The organism is Pseudomonas sp. R11-23-07 (assembly GCF_003852295.1).
In the GTDB taxonomy this organism is placed as follows: domain Bacteria; phylum Pseudomonadota; class Gammaproteobacteria; order Pseudomonadales; family Pseudomonadaceae; genus Aquipseudomonas.
In genome coordinates this window covers 645913-663154 of the sequence record NZ_CP027761.1, presented here as the reverse complement: position 1 = coordinate 663154, position 17242 = coordinate 645913, and the positions used below count along the sequence as shown (strand labels likewise).

General features: G+C 61.5%; 15 protein-coding genes. 2 read left to right on the top strand and 13 right to left on the bottom strand.

All coding sequences use genetic code 11. The features are described from left to right. Positions 1-1095 precede the first annotated feature (1095 nt). From C4J84_RS02770 to C4J84_RS02720, 11 genes are all read right to left on the bottom strand, one after another. Entirely contained in the window at positions 1096-2385 is a 1290-nt protein-coding gene (locus C4J84_RS02770; RefSeq protein WP_124369392.1) for an adenylosuccinate synthase, read from the bottom strand. A 54-nt stretch (positions 2386-2439) separates the two neighbouring features. Then, positions 2440-3627, bottom strand: a complete 1188-nt coding sequence (locus tag C4J84_RS02765) for an ATP phosphoribosyltransferase regulatory subunit (RefSeq protein ID WP_124369391.1) — start codon at positions 3625-3627, stop codon at positions 2440-2442. Positions 3628-3920: 293 nt separating this feature from the next. Next, a complete protein-coding gene (gene hflC / locus C4J84_RS02760) occupies positions 3921-4787 on the bottom strand; it encodes a protease modulator HflC (RefSeq protein ID WP_003188064.1) in 867 nt (288 codons plus the stop codon). Further along, complete coding sequence (gene hflK, locus C4J84_RS02755) at positions 4787-5962, bottom strand: FtsH protease activity modulator HflK (protein ID WP_124365625.1); 1176 nt, start codon at positions 5960-5962, stop codon at positions 4787-4789. Before hflK ends, hflC begins: the two co-directional genes overlap by 1 nt. Before the next feature lie 96 nt (positions 5963-6058). Further along, on the bottom strand, positions 6059-7360 hold the full coding sequence (gene hflX, locus C4J84_RS02750) for a ribosome rescue GTPase HflX (RefSeq protein ID WP_124361023.1): 1302 nt from the start codon (positions 7358-7360) through the stop codon (positions 6059-6061). Positions 7361-7372: 12 nt separating this feature from the next. Then, complete coding sequence (gene hfq, locus C4J84_RS02745; protein ID WP_016976904.1) at positions 7373-7633, bottom strand: RNA chaperone Hfq; 261 nt, start codon at positions 7631-7633, stop codon at positions 7373-7375. Between the two features lie 93 nt (positions 7634-7726). Beyond that, a complete protein-coding gene (gene miaA, locus C4J84_RS02740) occupies positions 7727-8698 on the bottom strand; it encodes a tRNA (adenosine(37)-N6)-dimethylallyltransferase MiaA (RefSeq protein ID WP_124369389.1) in 972 nt (323 codons plus the stop codon). After that, complete coding sequence (mutL, locus tag C4J84_RS02735) at positions 8698-10611, bottom strand: DNA mismatch repair endonuclease MutL (protein WP_124369388.1); 1914 nt, start codon at positions 10609-10611, stop codon at positions 8698-8700. Before mutL ends, miaA begins: the two co-directional genes overlap by 1 nt. Next, positions 10611-12032 (bottom strand): N-acetylmuramoyl-L-alanine amidase, encoded by a 1422-nt coding sequence (locus tag C4J84_RS02730; protein WP_124365623.1) that lies wholly within the window; start codon positions 12030-12032, stop codon positions 10611-10613. Before C4J84_RS02730 ends, mutL begins: the two co-directional genes overlap by 1 nt. 15 nt (positions 12033-12047) lie before the next feature. Then, positions 12048-12518 carry a tRNA (adenosine(37)-N6)-threonylcarbamoyltransferase complex ATPase subunit type 1 TsaE gene (gene tsaE / locus C4J84_RS02725; RefSeq protein WP_124369387.1) on the bottom strand — a complete coding sequence of 157 codons (471 nt, stop codon included), beginning with the start codon at positions 12516-12518 and terminating at the stop codon, positions 12048-12050. Then, the gene (locus tag C4J84_RS02720) at positions 12506-13366 is read right to left on the bottom strand and encodes an NAD(P)H-hydrate dehydratase (protein ID WP_124369386.1); all 861 of its coding nucleotides are present in this window, start codon (positions 13364-13366) and stop codon (positions 12506-12508) included. The genes tsaE and C4J84_RS02720 overlap by 13 nt, the downstream gene beginning before the upstream one ends. A gap of 63 nt (positions 13367-13429) precedes the next feature. On the opposite strand from C4J84_RS02720, the gene queG reads away from it, so the two are divergent. Next, positions 13430-14494 carry a tRNA epoxyqueuosine(34) reductase QueG gene (gene queG / locus C4J84_RS02715; protein ID WP_124365620.1) on the top strand — a complete coding sequence of 355 codons (1065 nt, stop codon included), beginning with the start codon at positions 13430-13432 and terminating at the stop codon, positions 14492-14494. Here the strand turns inward: queG and C4J84_RS02710 are convergent. Then, complete coding sequence (locus C4J84_RS02710) at positions 14491-15108, bottom strand: trimeric intracellular cation channel family protein (protein WP_177412764.1); 618 nt, start codon at positions 15106-15108, stop codon at positions 14491-14493. The genes queG and C4J84_RS02710 overlap by 4 nt on opposite strands. A 178-nt stretch (positions 15109-15286) precedes the next feature. Continuing rightward, positions 15287-15829 (bottom strand): oligoribonuclease, encoded by a 543-nt coding sequence (gene orn, locus C4J84_RS02705; RefSeq protein WP_010213620.1) that lies wholly within the window; start codon positions 15827-15829, stop codon positions 15287-15289. Positions 15830-15937: 108 nt separating this feature from the next. Between orn and rsgA the strand changes: the two genes are divergently transcribed. Then, entirely contained in the window at positions 15938-16969 is a 1032-nt protein-coding gene (rsgA, locus tag C4J84_RS02700; protein ID WP_005784215.1) for a small ribosomal subunit biogenesis GTPase RsgA, read from the top strand. Positions 16970-17242: the final 273 nt, after the last annotated feature.

Genomic DNA, 17242 nt, shown 5'->3' with positions numbered 1-17242 from the left:
AGCGGTTGACGACGCGGCGACCGAGCACGATGGCGATCAGCAGTAATACGCCAAGACCGACCAGCGCCAAGCCCATGCCGATGCGCCAGCGCAGGGTGCCGGCAGCCTCTTGAACCGCGCTGGTGGTGTTGGCGGTCATCTGGGTGGCCGTGGCTTGCGCTGATTGCAGGCGCGCGCCCATGGCCGCAGCGCTATCCGCCGCTGCGCCTTTGAGGCTGTCACCGACCAGTTGATCACCGCTGGCAATCAGCGCGGCAAAACGCTTGTCCAGCGCTTGCAGATCGGCCTCGACCGACGCGGTGGAAACCCCCATGCGGACCTTGCCGATCTCCACGCCGTTGGGGCTGATCGAGGCTTCGACGTAATACACCGCAGGATCAGTCTTGGCCGCGTCCAGCACTTTATCCAGGGCCCGCTCCCCCGCGCCCTTTGCCAACAGGGCCTGGTTGATCGGGTTTTCACGGTTCAGGTAACGGGTCAGGTGCTCGCCCGCCGCGTCGTCATACACCACGAACAACACGTTGGGATTGCGCTGCGCACGCCGGGCGAACTCCGACAGGGTCGGCACATCGCTGTCCCACATGGCTCGCGGCGCCACCGACGCCAGCAACTGCGCCATGTCATTGGCAGAGTCCTGCAAGTCTTTTTCCAGGGTCGCACGCAATTGCTTCTGCTCTTGCTGAAGGCGCGTGGAAAGCCCTGCGGTCAGACGCTGACGGGTGCTGGTGGACAAACTGTCCAGGCTGGACGTGACTTCCTTGCCGGCCTGGGCCAATTCGCCGGACAGCTTCTGGCTGTCGATGCCCAGGCGATTACCCAAATCTGCCTCCAAGGCGGTGACGGTGCTCCGCGTCAGCGCGACGGCCACCAGCACTTGCACCAAAAGAGCGATACCTAGGGTAACGAACACTGGTCGCAACAGACGACTTTGTAACAACGAGAGAACGGCAGACACTGGGAATCCCTCCACCACGGGTGCCATTAAATTGATAGCACCTCGGAAAGAAGGAAACACAGCAAGGGTCGTGCCGCTTGCCAGACACAAACGACAAAGGGCTCCCGAAGGAGCCCTTTGCTTTTTACATCAACAGCTTATTAAGCGAACGGATGACGCAGAACGATGGTCTCGTTGCGGTCCGGGCCCGTCGAAATAATGTCGATCGGCGCGCCAATCAGTTCTTCAACGCGCTTGATGTAAGCACGGGCATTGGCTGGCAGCTCTTCCAGGGTCTTCGCGCCCACGGTCGACTCGCTCCAGCCCGGCACTTCTTCGTACACAGGCTGCAGGCCCACGTAGCTGTCGGCGTCCGTTGGAGCGACGTCATTACCTGCGGCGTCTTTGTAACCGGTGCAGATGTTGATGGCTTCCAGACCGTCGAGCACGTCCAGCTTGGTCAGGCAGATGCCCGAGATGCTGTTCACATCGATAGCGCGACGCAGGATAACCGCGTCGAACCAGCCACAACGACGGGCACGGCCGGTGGTTGCGCCGAACTCGTGGCCTTGCTTGGCCAGGTGCGCGCCGACTTCGTCGAACAGCTCAGTCGGGAACGGGCCAGAACCTACGCGGGTGGTGTAAGCCTTGGTGATGCCCAGGATGTAGTCCAGGAACATCGGGCCGACGCCCGAACCAGTAGCAACGCCGCCAGCGGTGGTGTTGGAACTGGTCACGTACGGGTAGGTGCCGTGGTCGATGTCGAGCAACGAACCCTGGGCGCCTTCGAACATGATGTCTTTGCCGGCGCGACGCAGGTCGTGCAGTTCGGCCGTCACATCCAGCATCAGCGGCTTGAGCAGCTCAGCGTATTCCTTGCACTCGGCCAGCGTCTTTTCGAACTCGATGGCCGGTTCTTTGTAGTAACCCACCAGCATGAAGTTGTGGTAATCCACCAATTCACGCAGCTTGTCTTCAAAGCGCGGCATGTTGAGCAGGTCGCCCACACGCAGGCCACGGCGCGCCACCTTGTCTTCGTAGGCCGGGCCGATGCCGCGACCGGTGGTGCCGATCTTCAGCTCGCCACGGGCCTTTTCACGGGCCTGGTCCAGCGCCACGTGGAAGGACAGGATCAGCGGGCAGGATGGGCTGATACGCAGGCGCTCACGCACCGGTACGCCTTTCTCTTCCAGCTTGGTGATCTCGCGCAACAGGGCGTCCGGTGCAACCACCACGCCGTTGCCGATCAGGCACTGCACGCCTTCGCGCAGGACACCCGACGGGATCAGGTGCAAGACGGTTTTTTCGCCATCGATGACCAGGGTGTGACCCGCGTTGTGGCCACCTTGGTAGCGCACTACGGCGGCAGCATGTTCGGTCAGCAGATCAACGATCTTGCCTTTGCCCTCATCACCCCATTGGGTGCCCAGGACTACGACATTCTTACCCATAACACTTGTCCTCATTCGCGCAAACTTGGTGCCGGCGATGGCCGGCAGGAAAACTCAAGAAGCCAGTGGCGATACTTGCCAAAGCCCGTTCTGCTGAATCAATTGCCGGTCGCAGTCCGCTTCACGGGCGGCGGCCAATGGCTGCCCAGGCAAGGCCTGGACGACACGCTGACCCTCACTGCGCAACTGGCAAACCTGCTGCCAGAGTGCCGCGTCCGTACTGTCGGGCATCCAGATGCCACCAGACGGCAGCTCGACCTCAGCACGCCCCAGGGTCACCAGGGTTTTCAAATCAGTGGAAAAGCCAGTGGCCGGACGGGCGCGACCGAAGTCGGCGCCGATATCGTCGTAGCGACCGCCCTGGGCGATGGCTTGGCCAACACCCGGAACGAACACCGCGAACACCACACCGGTGTGGTAGTGGTAGCCGCGCAACTCGCCCAGGTCAAAATACAGCGGCAATTGCGGGAAGCGCGCCGACAACTGCTCGGCAATCGCCAGCACATCGTCCAACGCCGCCAGCACCGGCGCTGGCGCATTGGCCAGACGCTCACGTGCAGCCACCAGCACTTCACGGCCGCCGCACAGGTTGACCAACGCGCGCAACATCTGCGCGAGGTCAGCCGGCACGCCTTCGGTGAGGGCGATCACTTCGTCAATCGCCTTGCGTTGCAGGGCGTCGAACAGTTGTTGCTCGGCTTCACCGGACAAACCAGCGGCACGAGCGAGGCCACGGTAGATACCGACGTGGCCCAGGTCCATGTGCACGTCCGGCACATCAGCCAGTTGCAGCATGGCCAGCATCAGGCTGATCACCTCGACGTCGCTGCTCGGGCTCGCATCGCCATACAGCTCGGCGCCCAACTGGATCGGGCTGCGGGACGATGACAAGGCTCGCGGCTGGGCGTGCAGCACGCTGCCGGCGTAGCACAGGCGGCTCGGGCCCTCGCGGCGCAGGGTGTGCGCATCGATACGCGCCACTTGCGGCGTGATGTCGGCACGGAACCCCATCTGCCGGCCCGATTGTGGGTCGATAACCTTGAAGGTGCGCAGATCCAGGTCCTGGCCCGCGCCGGTCAGCAGGGATTCCAGGTACTCGATATGGGGAGTCACGACAAACTCGTAACCCCAGCTCTGGAACAGATCCAACACCTGGCGACGCGCTATTTCAATGCGCGCAGCTTCTGGTGGCAGTACTTCTTCGATGCCATCTGGCAGCAGCCAGCGGTCTACCGTTGCCATTACGCCATTCCCCTATGATCCGGGCGGCCAGCCCTCGGCCGAGCCTTGAGTGAAGCAGAAAATACCCGCCGCCTGCATAAACCACGCGCAAGAGCGACGTGACGAACGACCTGTAACCGGCCTCGTCGGGCACTTTCCTCGAAAAACCTGTCACGCCTGCCGAATCGAACATGCAGACGCAAAAAAGCCGGGAATTTCCCGGCTGCCGCATCATACACCCGTTTTCTGAAAGGATCACCCCGCCAGGCATTTTAGCCGCCCGACGGAGTGGTTCCTACAAAGAGACAGGCCTGTTACTTGGACTTTTCCAGGTAGCGGAAGAAGTCGCTGCTTGGGTCCAGCACCAGCACGTCGGTCTTGTTCGCGAAGCTTTCACGGTAGGCACGCAGGCTGCGGTAGAACGCGTAGAACTCCTGGTCCTGGCCGTAAGCCTTGGCGTAGATCGCCGCGGCTTGAGCATCACCATCACCACGGGCCTCTTCAGACTCGCGATAGGCTTCTGCCAGCAGTACACGGCGCTGACGATCGGCATCCGCACGGATACCTTCGGCCAGCTCGTTACCCTTGGCGCGGTGCTCACGGGCCTCACGCTCACGCTCGGTGCTCATGCGCTCGAACACGCTGCGGTTCACTTCCTTCGGCAGGTCAATGGCCTTGACCCGCACATCGACCACTTCGATACCCAGCTCTTTCTCCGCCATGGTGTTCAGCGAACGAGTGATGTCAGCCATCAGCGCATCACGCTCACCGGATACCACCTCATGCAGGGTGCGCTTACCAAACTGGTCGCGCAGGCCCGATTCCAGACGGCGCGACAAACGCTCGTCAGCAATCTGCTTGAGGCCGGAAGTCGCGGTGTAGAAGCGCTCGGCGTCCTTGACGCGCCACTTGGCGTAGGCGTCAACCATCACGGCTTTCTTTTCCAGGGTCAGGAAGCGCTGTGTCGGTGCATCCAGGGTCATCAGGCGGGCGTCGAACTTGCGCACCTGGTTGACGTAGGGGACTTTCACATGCAGGCCCGGCTGGACATCCGCCTGGACCACGCGACCGAATTGCAGCAGCACCGCACGCTCGGTCTGAGCCACGATGTAGAAGCAGTTCCAGGCAGCGATGACCACGACGACGCCCACAATCAGGGCGGTCAGCGATTTATTGCTCATCAACGGCTCTCCCTGGTACGTGTTTGCTGTTGCAGCAAGTCAGCGGCCGCACGGGCGCTCGCTTCGTTGGCAGCGGCATTCGAACCGGTGGACGGCGCGCTGGCGCCGCTACGACCACCTTCGATCATCTTGTCCAGCGGCAGGTACAGCAGGTTGTTCTGCCCACCCTTGCTGCCGGTCACGAGAACCTTGCTCGTATTGCTGAAGACTTCCTGCATGGTGTCCAGGTACAGACGCTCACGGGTCACTTCAGGTGCCTTGCGGTACTCGGCAACCAGTTTGGTAAAGCGGTCTGCCTCACCCTTGGCACGGGAGACCACTTCGTCGCGGTAGCCGTTGGCATCTTCGAGGATGCGCTGGGCTTGACCACGGGCTTCCGGCACCACGCCATTGGCGTAGGTTTCTGCCTGGTTGCGCGAACGCTGCTCGTCTTCACGGGCACGGATCACGTCGTCAAAGGCTTCCTGCACTTCACGCGGTGCGGCAGCGCTCTGTACGTTGACCTGGGTGACGGTGATACCGGTGCGATAGGTATCGAGGAACCGTTGCAGGCGCTCCTTGATTTCGCTGGCCATCAATTCACGCCCTTCGGTCAGCACCTGGTCCATGGCGGTGGAACCCACCACATGGCGCAAGGCACTTTCGGTTGCGTGTTGCAGGCTGATTTCCGGCTGGTCGACGTTCAGCACGAAGTCCTGCAGGTTGGTGATCTTGTACTGCACGGTCAGCGGCACTTCGACGATGTTCTCGTCTTCGGTCAGCATCTGGCCCTGCTTGGTGTAGGCACGCTCACGCGTGACGTTCTCCATGTACTTCTTGTCGATCGGCGGGAAATAGATGTTCAGGCCTGGCCCGACAGTCTCGTAGTACTTGCCGAAGCGCAGCACCACGGCTTGCTCCTGCTCGTCCACTACATAGACCGCGCTGTACAGCCAGACGGCCGCAAGCACGACAAGGCCCAGGCCCAGCAGGCCATAGCCACCGCCCTTGCTTGTGCGACCACCCTCGTCACTACCGCGTTTTTTTCCACCACCGAACAACCCATTCAGGCTTTCCTGCAGCTTTCGGAAGGCCTCGTCGAGATCCGGTGGCCCCTTGCGGTCGCCATTATTGCGGCGCTTACCACCCCAAGGATCCTGATTATTCGAGTTGCCACCCGGCTCATTCCAAGCCATAGCGCTCTCCATCTGATAAAGCAAAGACGCACCCACGGCGCGCCGACCAATGCTACAGAATGCCTGCCACCGCGGCACAACCGCTTTCTCAGGCTTTTATTGCAAAGTGTGTTGCTCGATGAACTCTGCCGGTACGACACCCTCGCGACTGACCAGTCGATTGAGCTCCGAGCGCGGCAATCGAACGTCCAGCAAGCTGACACCTTCTTCGTCGTGTTCTTCTTTCTGTACCGCGCCCAGCTCGAAAAACTGTGCACGCAGTCGAGCAAAACGCTGCGGCAAGCGCAAGGTGCCCACGAACAAATCGCTGCCGAGCAACTCGGCAATGGCTTGTTCCAGCAGCTCCAGGCCACTGCCATCACGCGCCGACAGCCAGACCCGTTGAGGCTTGCCGTTCTCGTCGCGCTGAATTTGTGGCTCGACGCCTTCAAGCAAATCGAGTTTGTTATAGACCTCGAGGATCGGCAAGTCCTGTGCACCAATCTCGCCCAGCACTACCATCACCTGCTCGATCTGCAGCATGCGATCCGGTTCAGCCGCATCGATTACGTGCAACAGCAGGTCGGAATTGCTCGACTCTTCGAGCGTAGACCGAAATGCCTCGACCAGCTTGTGCGGCAAGTGCCGGATGAAACCCACGGTATCGGCCAGGACGATCGGCCCCAGGTCGCCGATATCCAGGCGGCGCAGGGTCGGGTCGAGCGTGGCGAACAGTTGGTCTGCCGCGTACACGTCCGATTTCGTCACGTTGTTGAAGAGTGTGGATTTGCCGGCGTTGGTGTACCCCACCAGTGACACGGTAGGGATATCCGCACGCGAACGGCCTCGACGCGATTGCTCGCGCTGGCTGCGCACTTTTTCCAGGCGGCCCTTGATCTGGCGCAGGCGAACCCGCAACAGACGCCGGTCGGTTTCCAGCTGGGTTTCACCCGGACCACGCATGCCGATGCCGCCGCCCTGGCGCTCAAGGTGAGTCCAGCCGCGCACCAGACGGGTGCTCATGTGGTCAAGCTGGGCCAGTTCGACCTGCAGTTTGCCTTCATGGGTACGCGCGCGTTGGGCGAAGATATCGAGAATCAGACCGGTGCGGTCGATCACGCGACACTCGAAGACACGTTCGAGGTTACGTTCCTGACTGGGCGTGAGGGTGTGATTGAAGATCACCAGATCGGCTTCTTCAGCGTGGACCAGGTCGCGCAATTCCTCGACCTTACCGCTGCCAATCAGGTATTTGGCGGTTGGCCGATGACGCGGCACGTTAAAAAACGCAACGGTCTCGGCGCCGGCCGAATTTGCCAACTCCTGAAACTCCTGCGGATCTTCGCGCGCCTCAGGGTCCTGTCCATCCAAGTGAACGAGGATCACTCGCTCACCACCACCGTGGCGCTCAAAGAACAAAGGAGACTCCTATCAGGCGTTACCTGGCTCAGCGTCAGCTGCTTCATCACCTGCTGCGCTAGGCAGACGGATCGGACGAACAGGGACGACTGTCGAGATAGCGTGTTTGTAAACCATCTGGCTGACGGTGTTTTTCAGCAGGATCACGAACTGGTCGAACGACTCGATCGTACCTTGCAACTTGATACCGTTGACCAGATAGATGGAAACCCCCACTTTCTCTTTACGTAAAGTATTCAAGTAAGGGTCTTGTAGCGAATGCCCTTTTGACATGTGCCGCACTCCTTTAAGGATCAATAATAAAAATCGGAAAATAAATAGCTCATGGCCGTCACACCCCCAAGGATAGACGGCAATTGCAAGGACTCAGCTCAATATGGAGACCGTTCCCAAGTATTTCAAGGCGCGTGACAGATTGTCGCTGTCCAGGCTGTCCAACCAGTGCAAATCGCTCCAGCTGCGCAGCCAGGTGAACTGGCGCTTCGCCAATTGGCGCGTGGCAATGATGCCGCGCTCCTGCATTTCGGCTGACGTCAGCTTGCCATCCAGATGATCCCAGACTTGGCGGTAGCCTACAGCACGTATCGAAGGCAATCCTGGATGCAGATCACCTCGGGAACGCAGTGCTACGACCTCCTCCACAAACCCCTGTTCCAACATAATTGTGAATCTTTGTGCAATTCGTTCATGCAGCACCTGGCGATCTGCCGGAGCGATGGCCAGATTCGCCACAGTATAGGGCAATTGTGACTGACCAGATGCGTCTGCATCAGCACTTTGCGCAGTTTGTTTCAGCCTGTGTTCAGTCATGGTCTGGCCGCTGACGCGCCAGACTTCCAGCGCACGGGTAAGTCGCTGGGGGTCGTTGGGGTGGATGCGCGCCGCAGACACCGGGTCTACCGCCGCCAGCTGGTCGTGCAGGGCCTGCCAGCCGAGGCGCGCGGCTTGATCTTCAAGCTCGGCGCGCACCTGGGCGTCAGCGGGCGGCATGTCCGCCAGGCCCTCCTGCAGAGCCTTGTAATACAGCATCGTGCCGCCGACCAGCAGCGGGATGTTGCCCCGCGCGGTGATTTCAGCCATGGCGGCCAGGGCGTCGGTACGGAAATCTGCGGCCGAATAGCTTTCGGACGGGTCGATAATGTCGATCAACCGATGCGGATGCCGGGCCAACAGCTCTTTTGAAGGCTTGGCCGTGCCGATGTCCATGTCCCGGTAAACCAGGGCAGAGTCGACGCTGATCAGCTCGCACGGCAAGACCTTGGTCAGTTCGATGGCCAGGTCGGTCTTGCCCGCGGCCGTCGGGCCCATCAGGAAGATCGCGGGGGGCAAGGCACTCATCAGCGACCGCGCAGGAACAGTTTGTCCAGATCATCCAGGCCCATCTGGGTCCAGGTCGGCCGGCCATGGTTGCATTGGCCACTGCGCTCGGTGTTTTCCATGTCGCGCAGCAGGCCGTTCATTTCCGGCAGGGCCAGTCGGCGGTTGGCGCGGATGGCACCGTGGCAGGCCATGGTGCCGAGCAGTTCGTTGATATGCGCCTGGATACGGTCGCTGGTGCCGTATTCCATCAGGTCCGCCAGTACGTCGGACACCAGGCGATTGGCCTCAGCCTGCTTGAGCAGCGCAGGAATCTGACGGATCGCCAGGGTCTCCGGGCCCAGACGTTGCAGTTCGAAGCCCAGCTTCTGGAACACGCCGTGGTGTTCCTCGGCACAATCGGCTTCCCGCTGGCTGACTGCCAGGGATTCCGGCACCAGCAGTGGCTGGCCGCTGAGCCCTTCACTGGCCATGGCGATCTTCAGGCGCTCGTACATGATCCGCTCGTGGGCGGCGTGCATGTCTACCAGCACCAGGCCGTGGGCATTTTCCGCAAGGATGTAGATGCCCTTGAGTTGCGCCAGCGCGTAGCCCAGCGGCGGAATATCACCGCCGCCCTCGGGCAAGGCAACCGTGCCCGGCTCGGCACCCGGCAACGGCGCGAAGAATTCACGATAAGCCGCCTGGGCCTCAGCCACCGGCACGGTCGATTGCGGCCGTGGGGTGTATTGATATTGATAACCCGCGCCGGCTCCCGAATTGGGCGCGGTGTAATTCGGCTGCGGCTGCGATGATTGCAGAAGGTTACCAGCAAGGCTCATTTCGCCCTGGGGACCGAACTCGCCAGCCTCGGGGCCGCTCGGGCGGACCACCGCCGTTACGATTGGCGCGGATAACTGGTCATCCGGGCGCACATCACCCAAGGCACGGTGCAAGGTGCCGTACAAGAAGTCATGCACCATGCGCCCGTCACGGAAGCGCACTTCGTGCTTGGTCGGGTGCACATTGACGTCGACCACCGAGGGGTCGACCTCGAAAAACAGCACAAACGTCGGATGCCGACCGTTGAACAATACGTCGCGGTACGCCTGGCGAACCGCATGGGCCACCAGTTTGTCGCGCACCGCACGGCCGTTGACGAAGAAATACTGCAAATCGGCCTGGCTGCGGGAGAAGGTCGGCAAACCGACCCAGCCCCATAGGCGCAAGCCATTGCGTTCGATTTCAATCGGCAGCGCCTGCTCCAGGAACCCGGCACCGCACACGGCCGCCACTCGCCGAGCGCGCGCGGCGTCATCATTGGCTTCGTGCAGGCTGAGGATGGTCTTGCCGTTGTGGCGCAGATGGAACGCCACATCGAAGCGCGCCAGGGCCAGGCGCTTGATCACTTCCTGCAGGTGGTCGAATTCGGTTTTCTCGGCCTTGAGGAATTTGCGCCGCGCCGGGGTGTTGAAGAACAGGTCGCGCACTTCCACCGAGGTGCCCACCGGATGGGCCGCCGGCTGGACCCGAGGCGCCATGTCGCGGCCTTCGGTTTCCACTTGCCAGGCCTGTTCGGCGTCGCGCGTGCGGGAAGTCAGGGTCAGGCGGGCCACGGAGCTGATGGAGGCCAGGGCCTCACCGCGAAAGCCCAGGCTCATCACCCTTTCAAGGTCTTCCAGGTCGCGAATCTTGCTGGTGGCGTGACGGGCCAGGGCCAGCGGCAGGTCATCCGACGAGATGCCGCTGCCATCGTCACGCACCCGCAGCAGCTTGACGCCGCCCTGCTCCACGTCCACGTCAATGCGCCTGGCGCCGGAATCGATACTGTTTTCCAGCAGTTCCTTGATCACCGACGCCGGGCGCTCGACCACCTCACCTGCGGCGATCTGGTTAGCCAGGCGCGGGCTGAGCAGTTCGATGCGCGAGCCACTATTCAACACAGATTCGCTCATTACTGCGCCGCCAATTCAGTGCCGGGGATGGTCAACATCTGGCCAATTCTCAACTCGTCGGTTTTCAGGTTGTTAGCGCTGCGCAAGGCGGCGGGGGTGACCTGGAAACGTACGGCCAGCATGGCCACGGTGTCGCCAGGCTGCACGCGGTGGTCACGCGGGCCCTGGGCGATTTTGCCGGAGTCACGCAACCAGGCGATGTAAGTGCCCGGTGGCGGGTTCTGTTGGAAGAACTGGCGCACGCCGGCGCTGATCGAGCGCGCCAACGCTTGCTGGTGGCTGGCACTGGCCAGCTTCGAGGCCTCGTTGGCGTTGGAAATGAAGCCGGTTTCGACCAGGATCGACGGGATATCCGGCGACTTCAACACCATGAACCCGGCCTGCTCCACGCGCTGCTTGTGCAGCGAGGTGACCCGGCCAATGTTACTCAGGACTTTCTGGCCGACATTCAGGCTGGAGGTCAGCGAGGCGGTCATCGACAAGTCGAGCAGTACGCCGGCGAGCATTTTGTCTTTGTCATCGAGGGAGACGTTGCCGGCCCCGCCGATCAAGTCGGAACGGTTTTCACTGTCGGCCAGCCAACGGGCGGTCTCGGACGTGGCGCCACGATCGGACAAGGCAAACACCGACGCACCGAACGCCGCCGAGGATGGGGCGGCGTCGGCGTGGATCGATACGAACAGGTCCGCGCCCTTCTTGCGGGCGATTTCGGTGCGCCCGCGCAATGGGATGAAGTAGTCACCGGTACGGGTCAGTTCGGCGCGATAGCCTTTCATGCCGTTGACCTGGCGTTGCAGTTCGCGGGCGATGGCCAGCACCACGTCTTTTTCATGCTGGCCGCGCGAGCCGGACGCGCCGGGGTCTTCGCCACCGTGGCCGGCATCGATCACCACGATAATGTCGCGCTTGCCTGCCGGAGCGGGCGGCGGCGGTGGCAGCTTGACCTGCGGCTGCGAGGGGTTGACCGGCACCGCCGGCACCGTCGCCACGCTGGGCGTCGGCGCAGGCGGTGGTGCGGCATCGGCGGGGTTGTCGAACAGGTCGACCACCAGGCGGTTGCCATATTGGGCGTTGGGCGCCAGGGAGAAGCTTTTGGGGGTGACCGCTTTTTTCAGGTCGATGACCACGCGCAAATCGGTCGGCGTGCGCTGCGCCGAACGCATCATCGTAATCGGGGTGTTGGCGGTGGAGACTTTCAGCGGCGCGGCCAGGGTCGCACCGTTGATGTCGATCACCAGGCGATCAGGCGCCGTGAGGGTAAAGACGCTGTGCTGGACCGGGCCCGACAGGTCGAACACCAGTCGCGTGTTATCCGGCGCTCGCCACAGGCGGACACTCTTGACCTGTGAAGCAGCCACAGCATTGACAGTCATTGCCGCAAGCAACACCCCCACGACAGCAACCAACGCGCGAAAGCGCATACCTAACCCCACCAATTATTTGAATTCCAATGCCAGAGCATCACGCCACGCTTCACCGCGCGGGCTCTGGGGCAACAACTTCAGCTGACGTCCGTGCTCGTGCGGCGTAATGGTAATGGTCATGTCAGGCTTTGGCAAAAAGCCTGTGCCTTTATCTGGCCACTCGATCAGGCACAGCGCGTCTTCGTCGAAGTAATCACGAATGCCCATGAACTCCAGCTCTTCAGGGTCGACCAGGCGATAGAGGTCGAAGTGGAACGCACGCACCTCACCGATCTCGTAAGGTTCGACCAGGGTGAACGTCGGGCTTTTTACCGCACCGGTATGGCCCAACCCGCGAATGATGCCCCGGGACAGCGTGGTCTTGCCCGCCCCCAGGTCACCTTCGAGAAAGACCAGCCCCGCCCCGCCCGTCACTCGCGCAATAGCGTGACCGAACGCGACCATCGCGTCTTCATCGGCCAGGAAAAGATTTACTTCAGGCACGGCGACTGCTCCTCCAGCAATTGACGAATGGCAGGTATCAGGTCGCTCGCTACCAGCCCGCGACCGAACGTGCCCTGGCGATCCCCTGCCGTAGCGTGCAACCACACGGCCAGGCAAGCTGCCTCATACGCCGGCATGCCCTGGGCGAGCAACGCGCCCACGAGGCCAGCCAATACGTCACCGAGCCCCGCCGTCGCCATGGCGGGATGGCCTTGGTCACAACGTGAAACGCGCCCGTCCGGGCTTGCAATCAAACTGCCAGCACCCTTGAGAATAGCCACTGCGTCGAATTTACGGCTCAACGCGCGCGCCACCTTAAGACGGTCGGCCTGAACCTCGGCTGTCGAAATACCCAGCAGCCGCGCGGCTTCGCCTGGATGCGGAGTGATCACGCAGTTGGCAGGCAGGCTGACGCTGCCGGTCGCCAACTGATTCAAGGCATCGGCGTCCCAGACCTGTGGCAGGTGCGCGTTGGCGGCGACGGATAGCAGGCTTTTACCCCAGGACGCATCGCCGAGACCGGGCCCGATCACAATGACCGAGATTTTTTCCAGCAAGCCCATCAGTTGATTGGCCGAACTCACGCCCACGGTCATCACTTCCGGCAAGCGCGCCAGCGCGGCGGGAACATGTTCCACGCGGGTCGCCAGGGACACCATACCGGCGCCACTGCGCAGCGCGCTCTCGGCACTGAGCAGCGCGGCGCCGCCAAAGCCTCGGTCGCCGCCAATCACCAATAGATGGCCAAACTGCCCCTTATGGGCGTCCGGGGAGCGCGCAGCCAGTTGCGGCAAGTGGCCGGGCAACAGCGGCTGCACGTCGGTTATTTCGTGTTTTGTCTGAGGCATGCGTCTTCAAGCTCCGATGTCTGGCAGAATTATACGCATCTAACCTGTGGTTTCCCGTGTCTCATGCCCGCTATTACCTCCGATCTGCCCGCCCTCGCCCAATCGATCAAAGACTGGGGCCGCGAGCTGGGTTTCCAACAAGTCGGCATCAGCGGCCTCGATCTGGCTGAGCATGAACAGCACCTGCAACGCTGGCTCGACGCGGGCTACCACGGCGAGATGGACTACATGGGCGCCCATGGCAGCAAACGCTCCCACCCCGAAGAACTGGTGCCCGGCACCTTGCGCGTGGTGTCACTGCGCATGGACTACCTGCCCGGCGACACGCAAATGGCACAACTGCTGGCCGAGCCGGAAAAAGCCTATGTCTCGCGTTACGCCCTGGGCCGCGACTATCACAAGCTGATCCGCAAGCGCGTGCAGCAACTGGCTGACCGTATCCAGGCGCAGATCGGGCCGTTCGGCTTTCGAGCCTTTGTCGACAGTGCACCCGTACTGGAAAAAGCCATCGCCGAACAGGCCGGCCTCGGCTGGATCGGCAAGAACACCCTGGTACTCAACCGCAAGGCCGGCAGCTATTTCTTCCTGAGCGAACTGTTTGTCGATTTGCCGTTACCGGTCGACCCACCCCATACCACCGAACACTGTGGCCGCTGCACGGCGTGCCTGGACATCTGCCCCACCAACGCGTTCGTCGGCCCTTACGTGCTGGATGCCCGGCGCTGCATTTCCTACCTGACCATCGAGCTCAAGAGCGCCATTCCCGAGGACCTGCGCCCACTGATCGGCAACCGGGTATTCGGTTGCGATGACTGTCAGATCGTTTGCCCGTGGAATCGTTTCGCCCGACCCACTGGCGAAAGCGATTTCAAGCCACGGCACAATCTGGATAACGCGACCCTGGCCGAACTGTTTATGTGGGACGAGGATAAATTCCTCAGCAGCACTGAGGGCTCACCCTTGCGCCGGGCCGGATACGAGCGCTGGCTGCGCAACCTGGCGGTGGGCCTGGGTAACGCACCCTCGAGCATTCCGGTGTTGGAAGCCTTGAAGGCGCGGCGCGACTACCCGTCGGAACTGGTGCGTGAGCATGTGGAATGGGCACTGAACCAGCACGCCGCACGCTAGTGGACGTCGTCGTTGTAGACGAACTTGGGCATTTCCCAATGAAACCGGATCGCCAGCAGGCGCAGTAGAAAGCCGCTGAACAAGGTCAGCAGGATCGCCTGTTCGCTGGGCAATTCCAGATACAGGCACAGCAAGTAAAACCAGGCGGCGAGGAAGGACACGCTGGCGTACAGCTCACGACGGAAGATCAGTGGGATGTCGTTACAGAAAATATCCCGCAGGATGCCGCCGAATACGCCGGTGATTACGCCACTGACCGACGCGACCAGCATGCCATGCCCCATTTCCAGGGCGGTCATGCAGCCGATCAAGGTGAACGCCACCAACCCCACGGCATCCAGCGCCAGGAACAGCGAGCGCAGATGGCGCATCAGCGGTGCGATAAAGATAGTCACCAGTGCGGCGACGGAGGTCAGCACCAGGTATTCAGGGTGCTTGACCCAGGTCAGCGGGTAATGCCCCAGCAACATATCGCGCACAGAACCGCCACCCAGCGCCGTCACGCACGCGATCAGCACCACGCCAAACCAGTCCATGCCGCGCCGGCCGGCGGACAAGGCACCCGTCATGGCTTCGGCGGTGATGGCGATGAGGTAGAGCATCAGCAGCATGATGGCGATCCTTGCAGAGAGGCCGGCAGTCTAATCATTTGCTGATGGCACCAAAAGGGGGCGCTTGGCGATAAACCGAGTCGCCGGCTATCGGGGGCAAGCCCCCTCCCACATTGGGACGCAGAGCGTCCTGGGCTGCATTCCCACGCGGAGCGTGGGAATGATCCAAGGCGGAAGGTCTTCAAGCCTTGATGAAATGCTTGCGGTAATGCTGCAACTCGGCGATCGACTCGCGAATATCATCCAGCGCCAGGTGCGTGCTGCCTTTGTGGAAGCTGTCTTTGACCTCCGGCGCCCAGCGTGCAGCCAGCTCTTTCAAGGTGGACACGTCCAGGTTGCGATAATGGAAGTAGCTCTCCAGCGCCTTCATATGCGTATAAAGGAAGCGACGGTCCTGGCAGATACTGTTACCGCAGATCGGCGATTTGCCCTTGGGCACCCATTTTTCCAGGAACGCGATGGTTTCGGCTTCGGCTTCGGCCATGCTGATGCGGCTGTCGCGTACACGCTGGGTCAGGCCGGAGTTGCCGTGGGTGCGGGTATTCCATTCGTCCATGGTGGCGAGCACGGCGTCGCTGTGATGGATGGCGATCACCGGACCTTCGGCCAAGGTGTTGAGGTTGCTGTCGGTGACGATCGTTGCCATCTCGATGATGACGTCGGTGTCGGGGTTCAGACCGGTCATTTCCAGATCGATCCAAATCAGGTTCTGTGGGTTTTGCATGGCTTGATTCTCTTGGCACCTTGGCGTAGCCAGGCAGTTTAGCAGGCGGCGCCGTGCTAGACTCGCGACCGTTTCACCCAACTTTTGCATTATCGACACGGAACACCAATGGCCAAACGCCAGCTCAATCGTCGCCAAAACTGGCGCATCGAAAAGATTCAAGGTGAACGCGCAGCGCGCGCCGCCAAACGAGAGTCCTCCGCCGTGGAAGCGCTTGAGGGCGGCGACCTGGGTCCCGAACAAACGGGCCTGGTGATCGCGCACTTCGGCGTACAGGTCGAAGTCGAGGCGCTGGAAGGCGAGCTCGCCGGCTCGGTATCCCGCTGCCATTTGCGCGCCAACCTGCCTGCGCTGGTGACCGGCGACAAGGTCGTCTGGCGCGCTGGCAACCAGGGCATCGGCGTGATCGTCGCCCAGTTGCCCCGCAGTACCGAACTGCGCCGCCCCGACAGCCGCGGCCAGCTCAAGCCGGTGGCGGCCAACGTCGACATGATCGTGATTGTGTTCGCGCCGCTGCCCGAGCCCCACGCCAACCTGATCGACCGCTATCTGGTCGCCGCCGAGCATGCCGGTATCCGCCCGCTGCTGCTGCTGAACAAATTCGACTTGATCGACGAGCAGAACGCACCGGCGCTTAACGCATTACTGGCGGTCTACCGCACCCTGGGTTATCCGGTACTGGAAGTCTCGGCACACCACGGCAACGGCATGGAACAGCTGCAACAGCAGTTGGACGGGCGTATCAGCGTGTTTGTCGGCCAGTCCGGCGTGGGCAAGTCATCGCTGGTCAACAGCCTGCTGCCGGAAGTCGACACCCGTGTCGGCCCGCTGTCGGAGCTGTCCGGCCAGGGCACGCACACCACCACCACCGCACGGCTGTTCCACTTCCCCGGAGGCGGCGAGCTGATCGATTCCCCAGGCATTCGTGAGTTCGGCCTCGGCCATGTCAGCCGCAGCGACGTGGAAGCGGGCTTCATCGAGTTCAACGACCTGATCGGCACCTGCCGCTTCCGCGATTGCAAACACGACCGCGAACCGGGTTGTGCATTGCTCAAGGCCCTGGAAGATGGCCGCGTGCAGCAGCAACGGATGAATAGCTATCGGTCGATTATTGCGAGTTTGCCTGAGAGCAGTTACTGACGGTCAACGTCTTGATACATATAAATCAGGACGCCGATCCTCATAATCCATTGATTTAATAGGTGCAGGCATCAAGAATTCAGTCCAACTCGGTGGCTTACAACACGAGCTGGCTTGTATTCGGATTTTCTGATGCCCATAATTGCTCCGTCACCAGCGAAAGCTGGCAGGAGTCTGGATCCTTTTCGGAGTTGATCCAGCGGCGCAGAAGGGGCGAAGCAAGCTCCGCTGCGTGTCGAATGAAGCCGCCTTCGGGCGGCTTTGCTTTTTGTG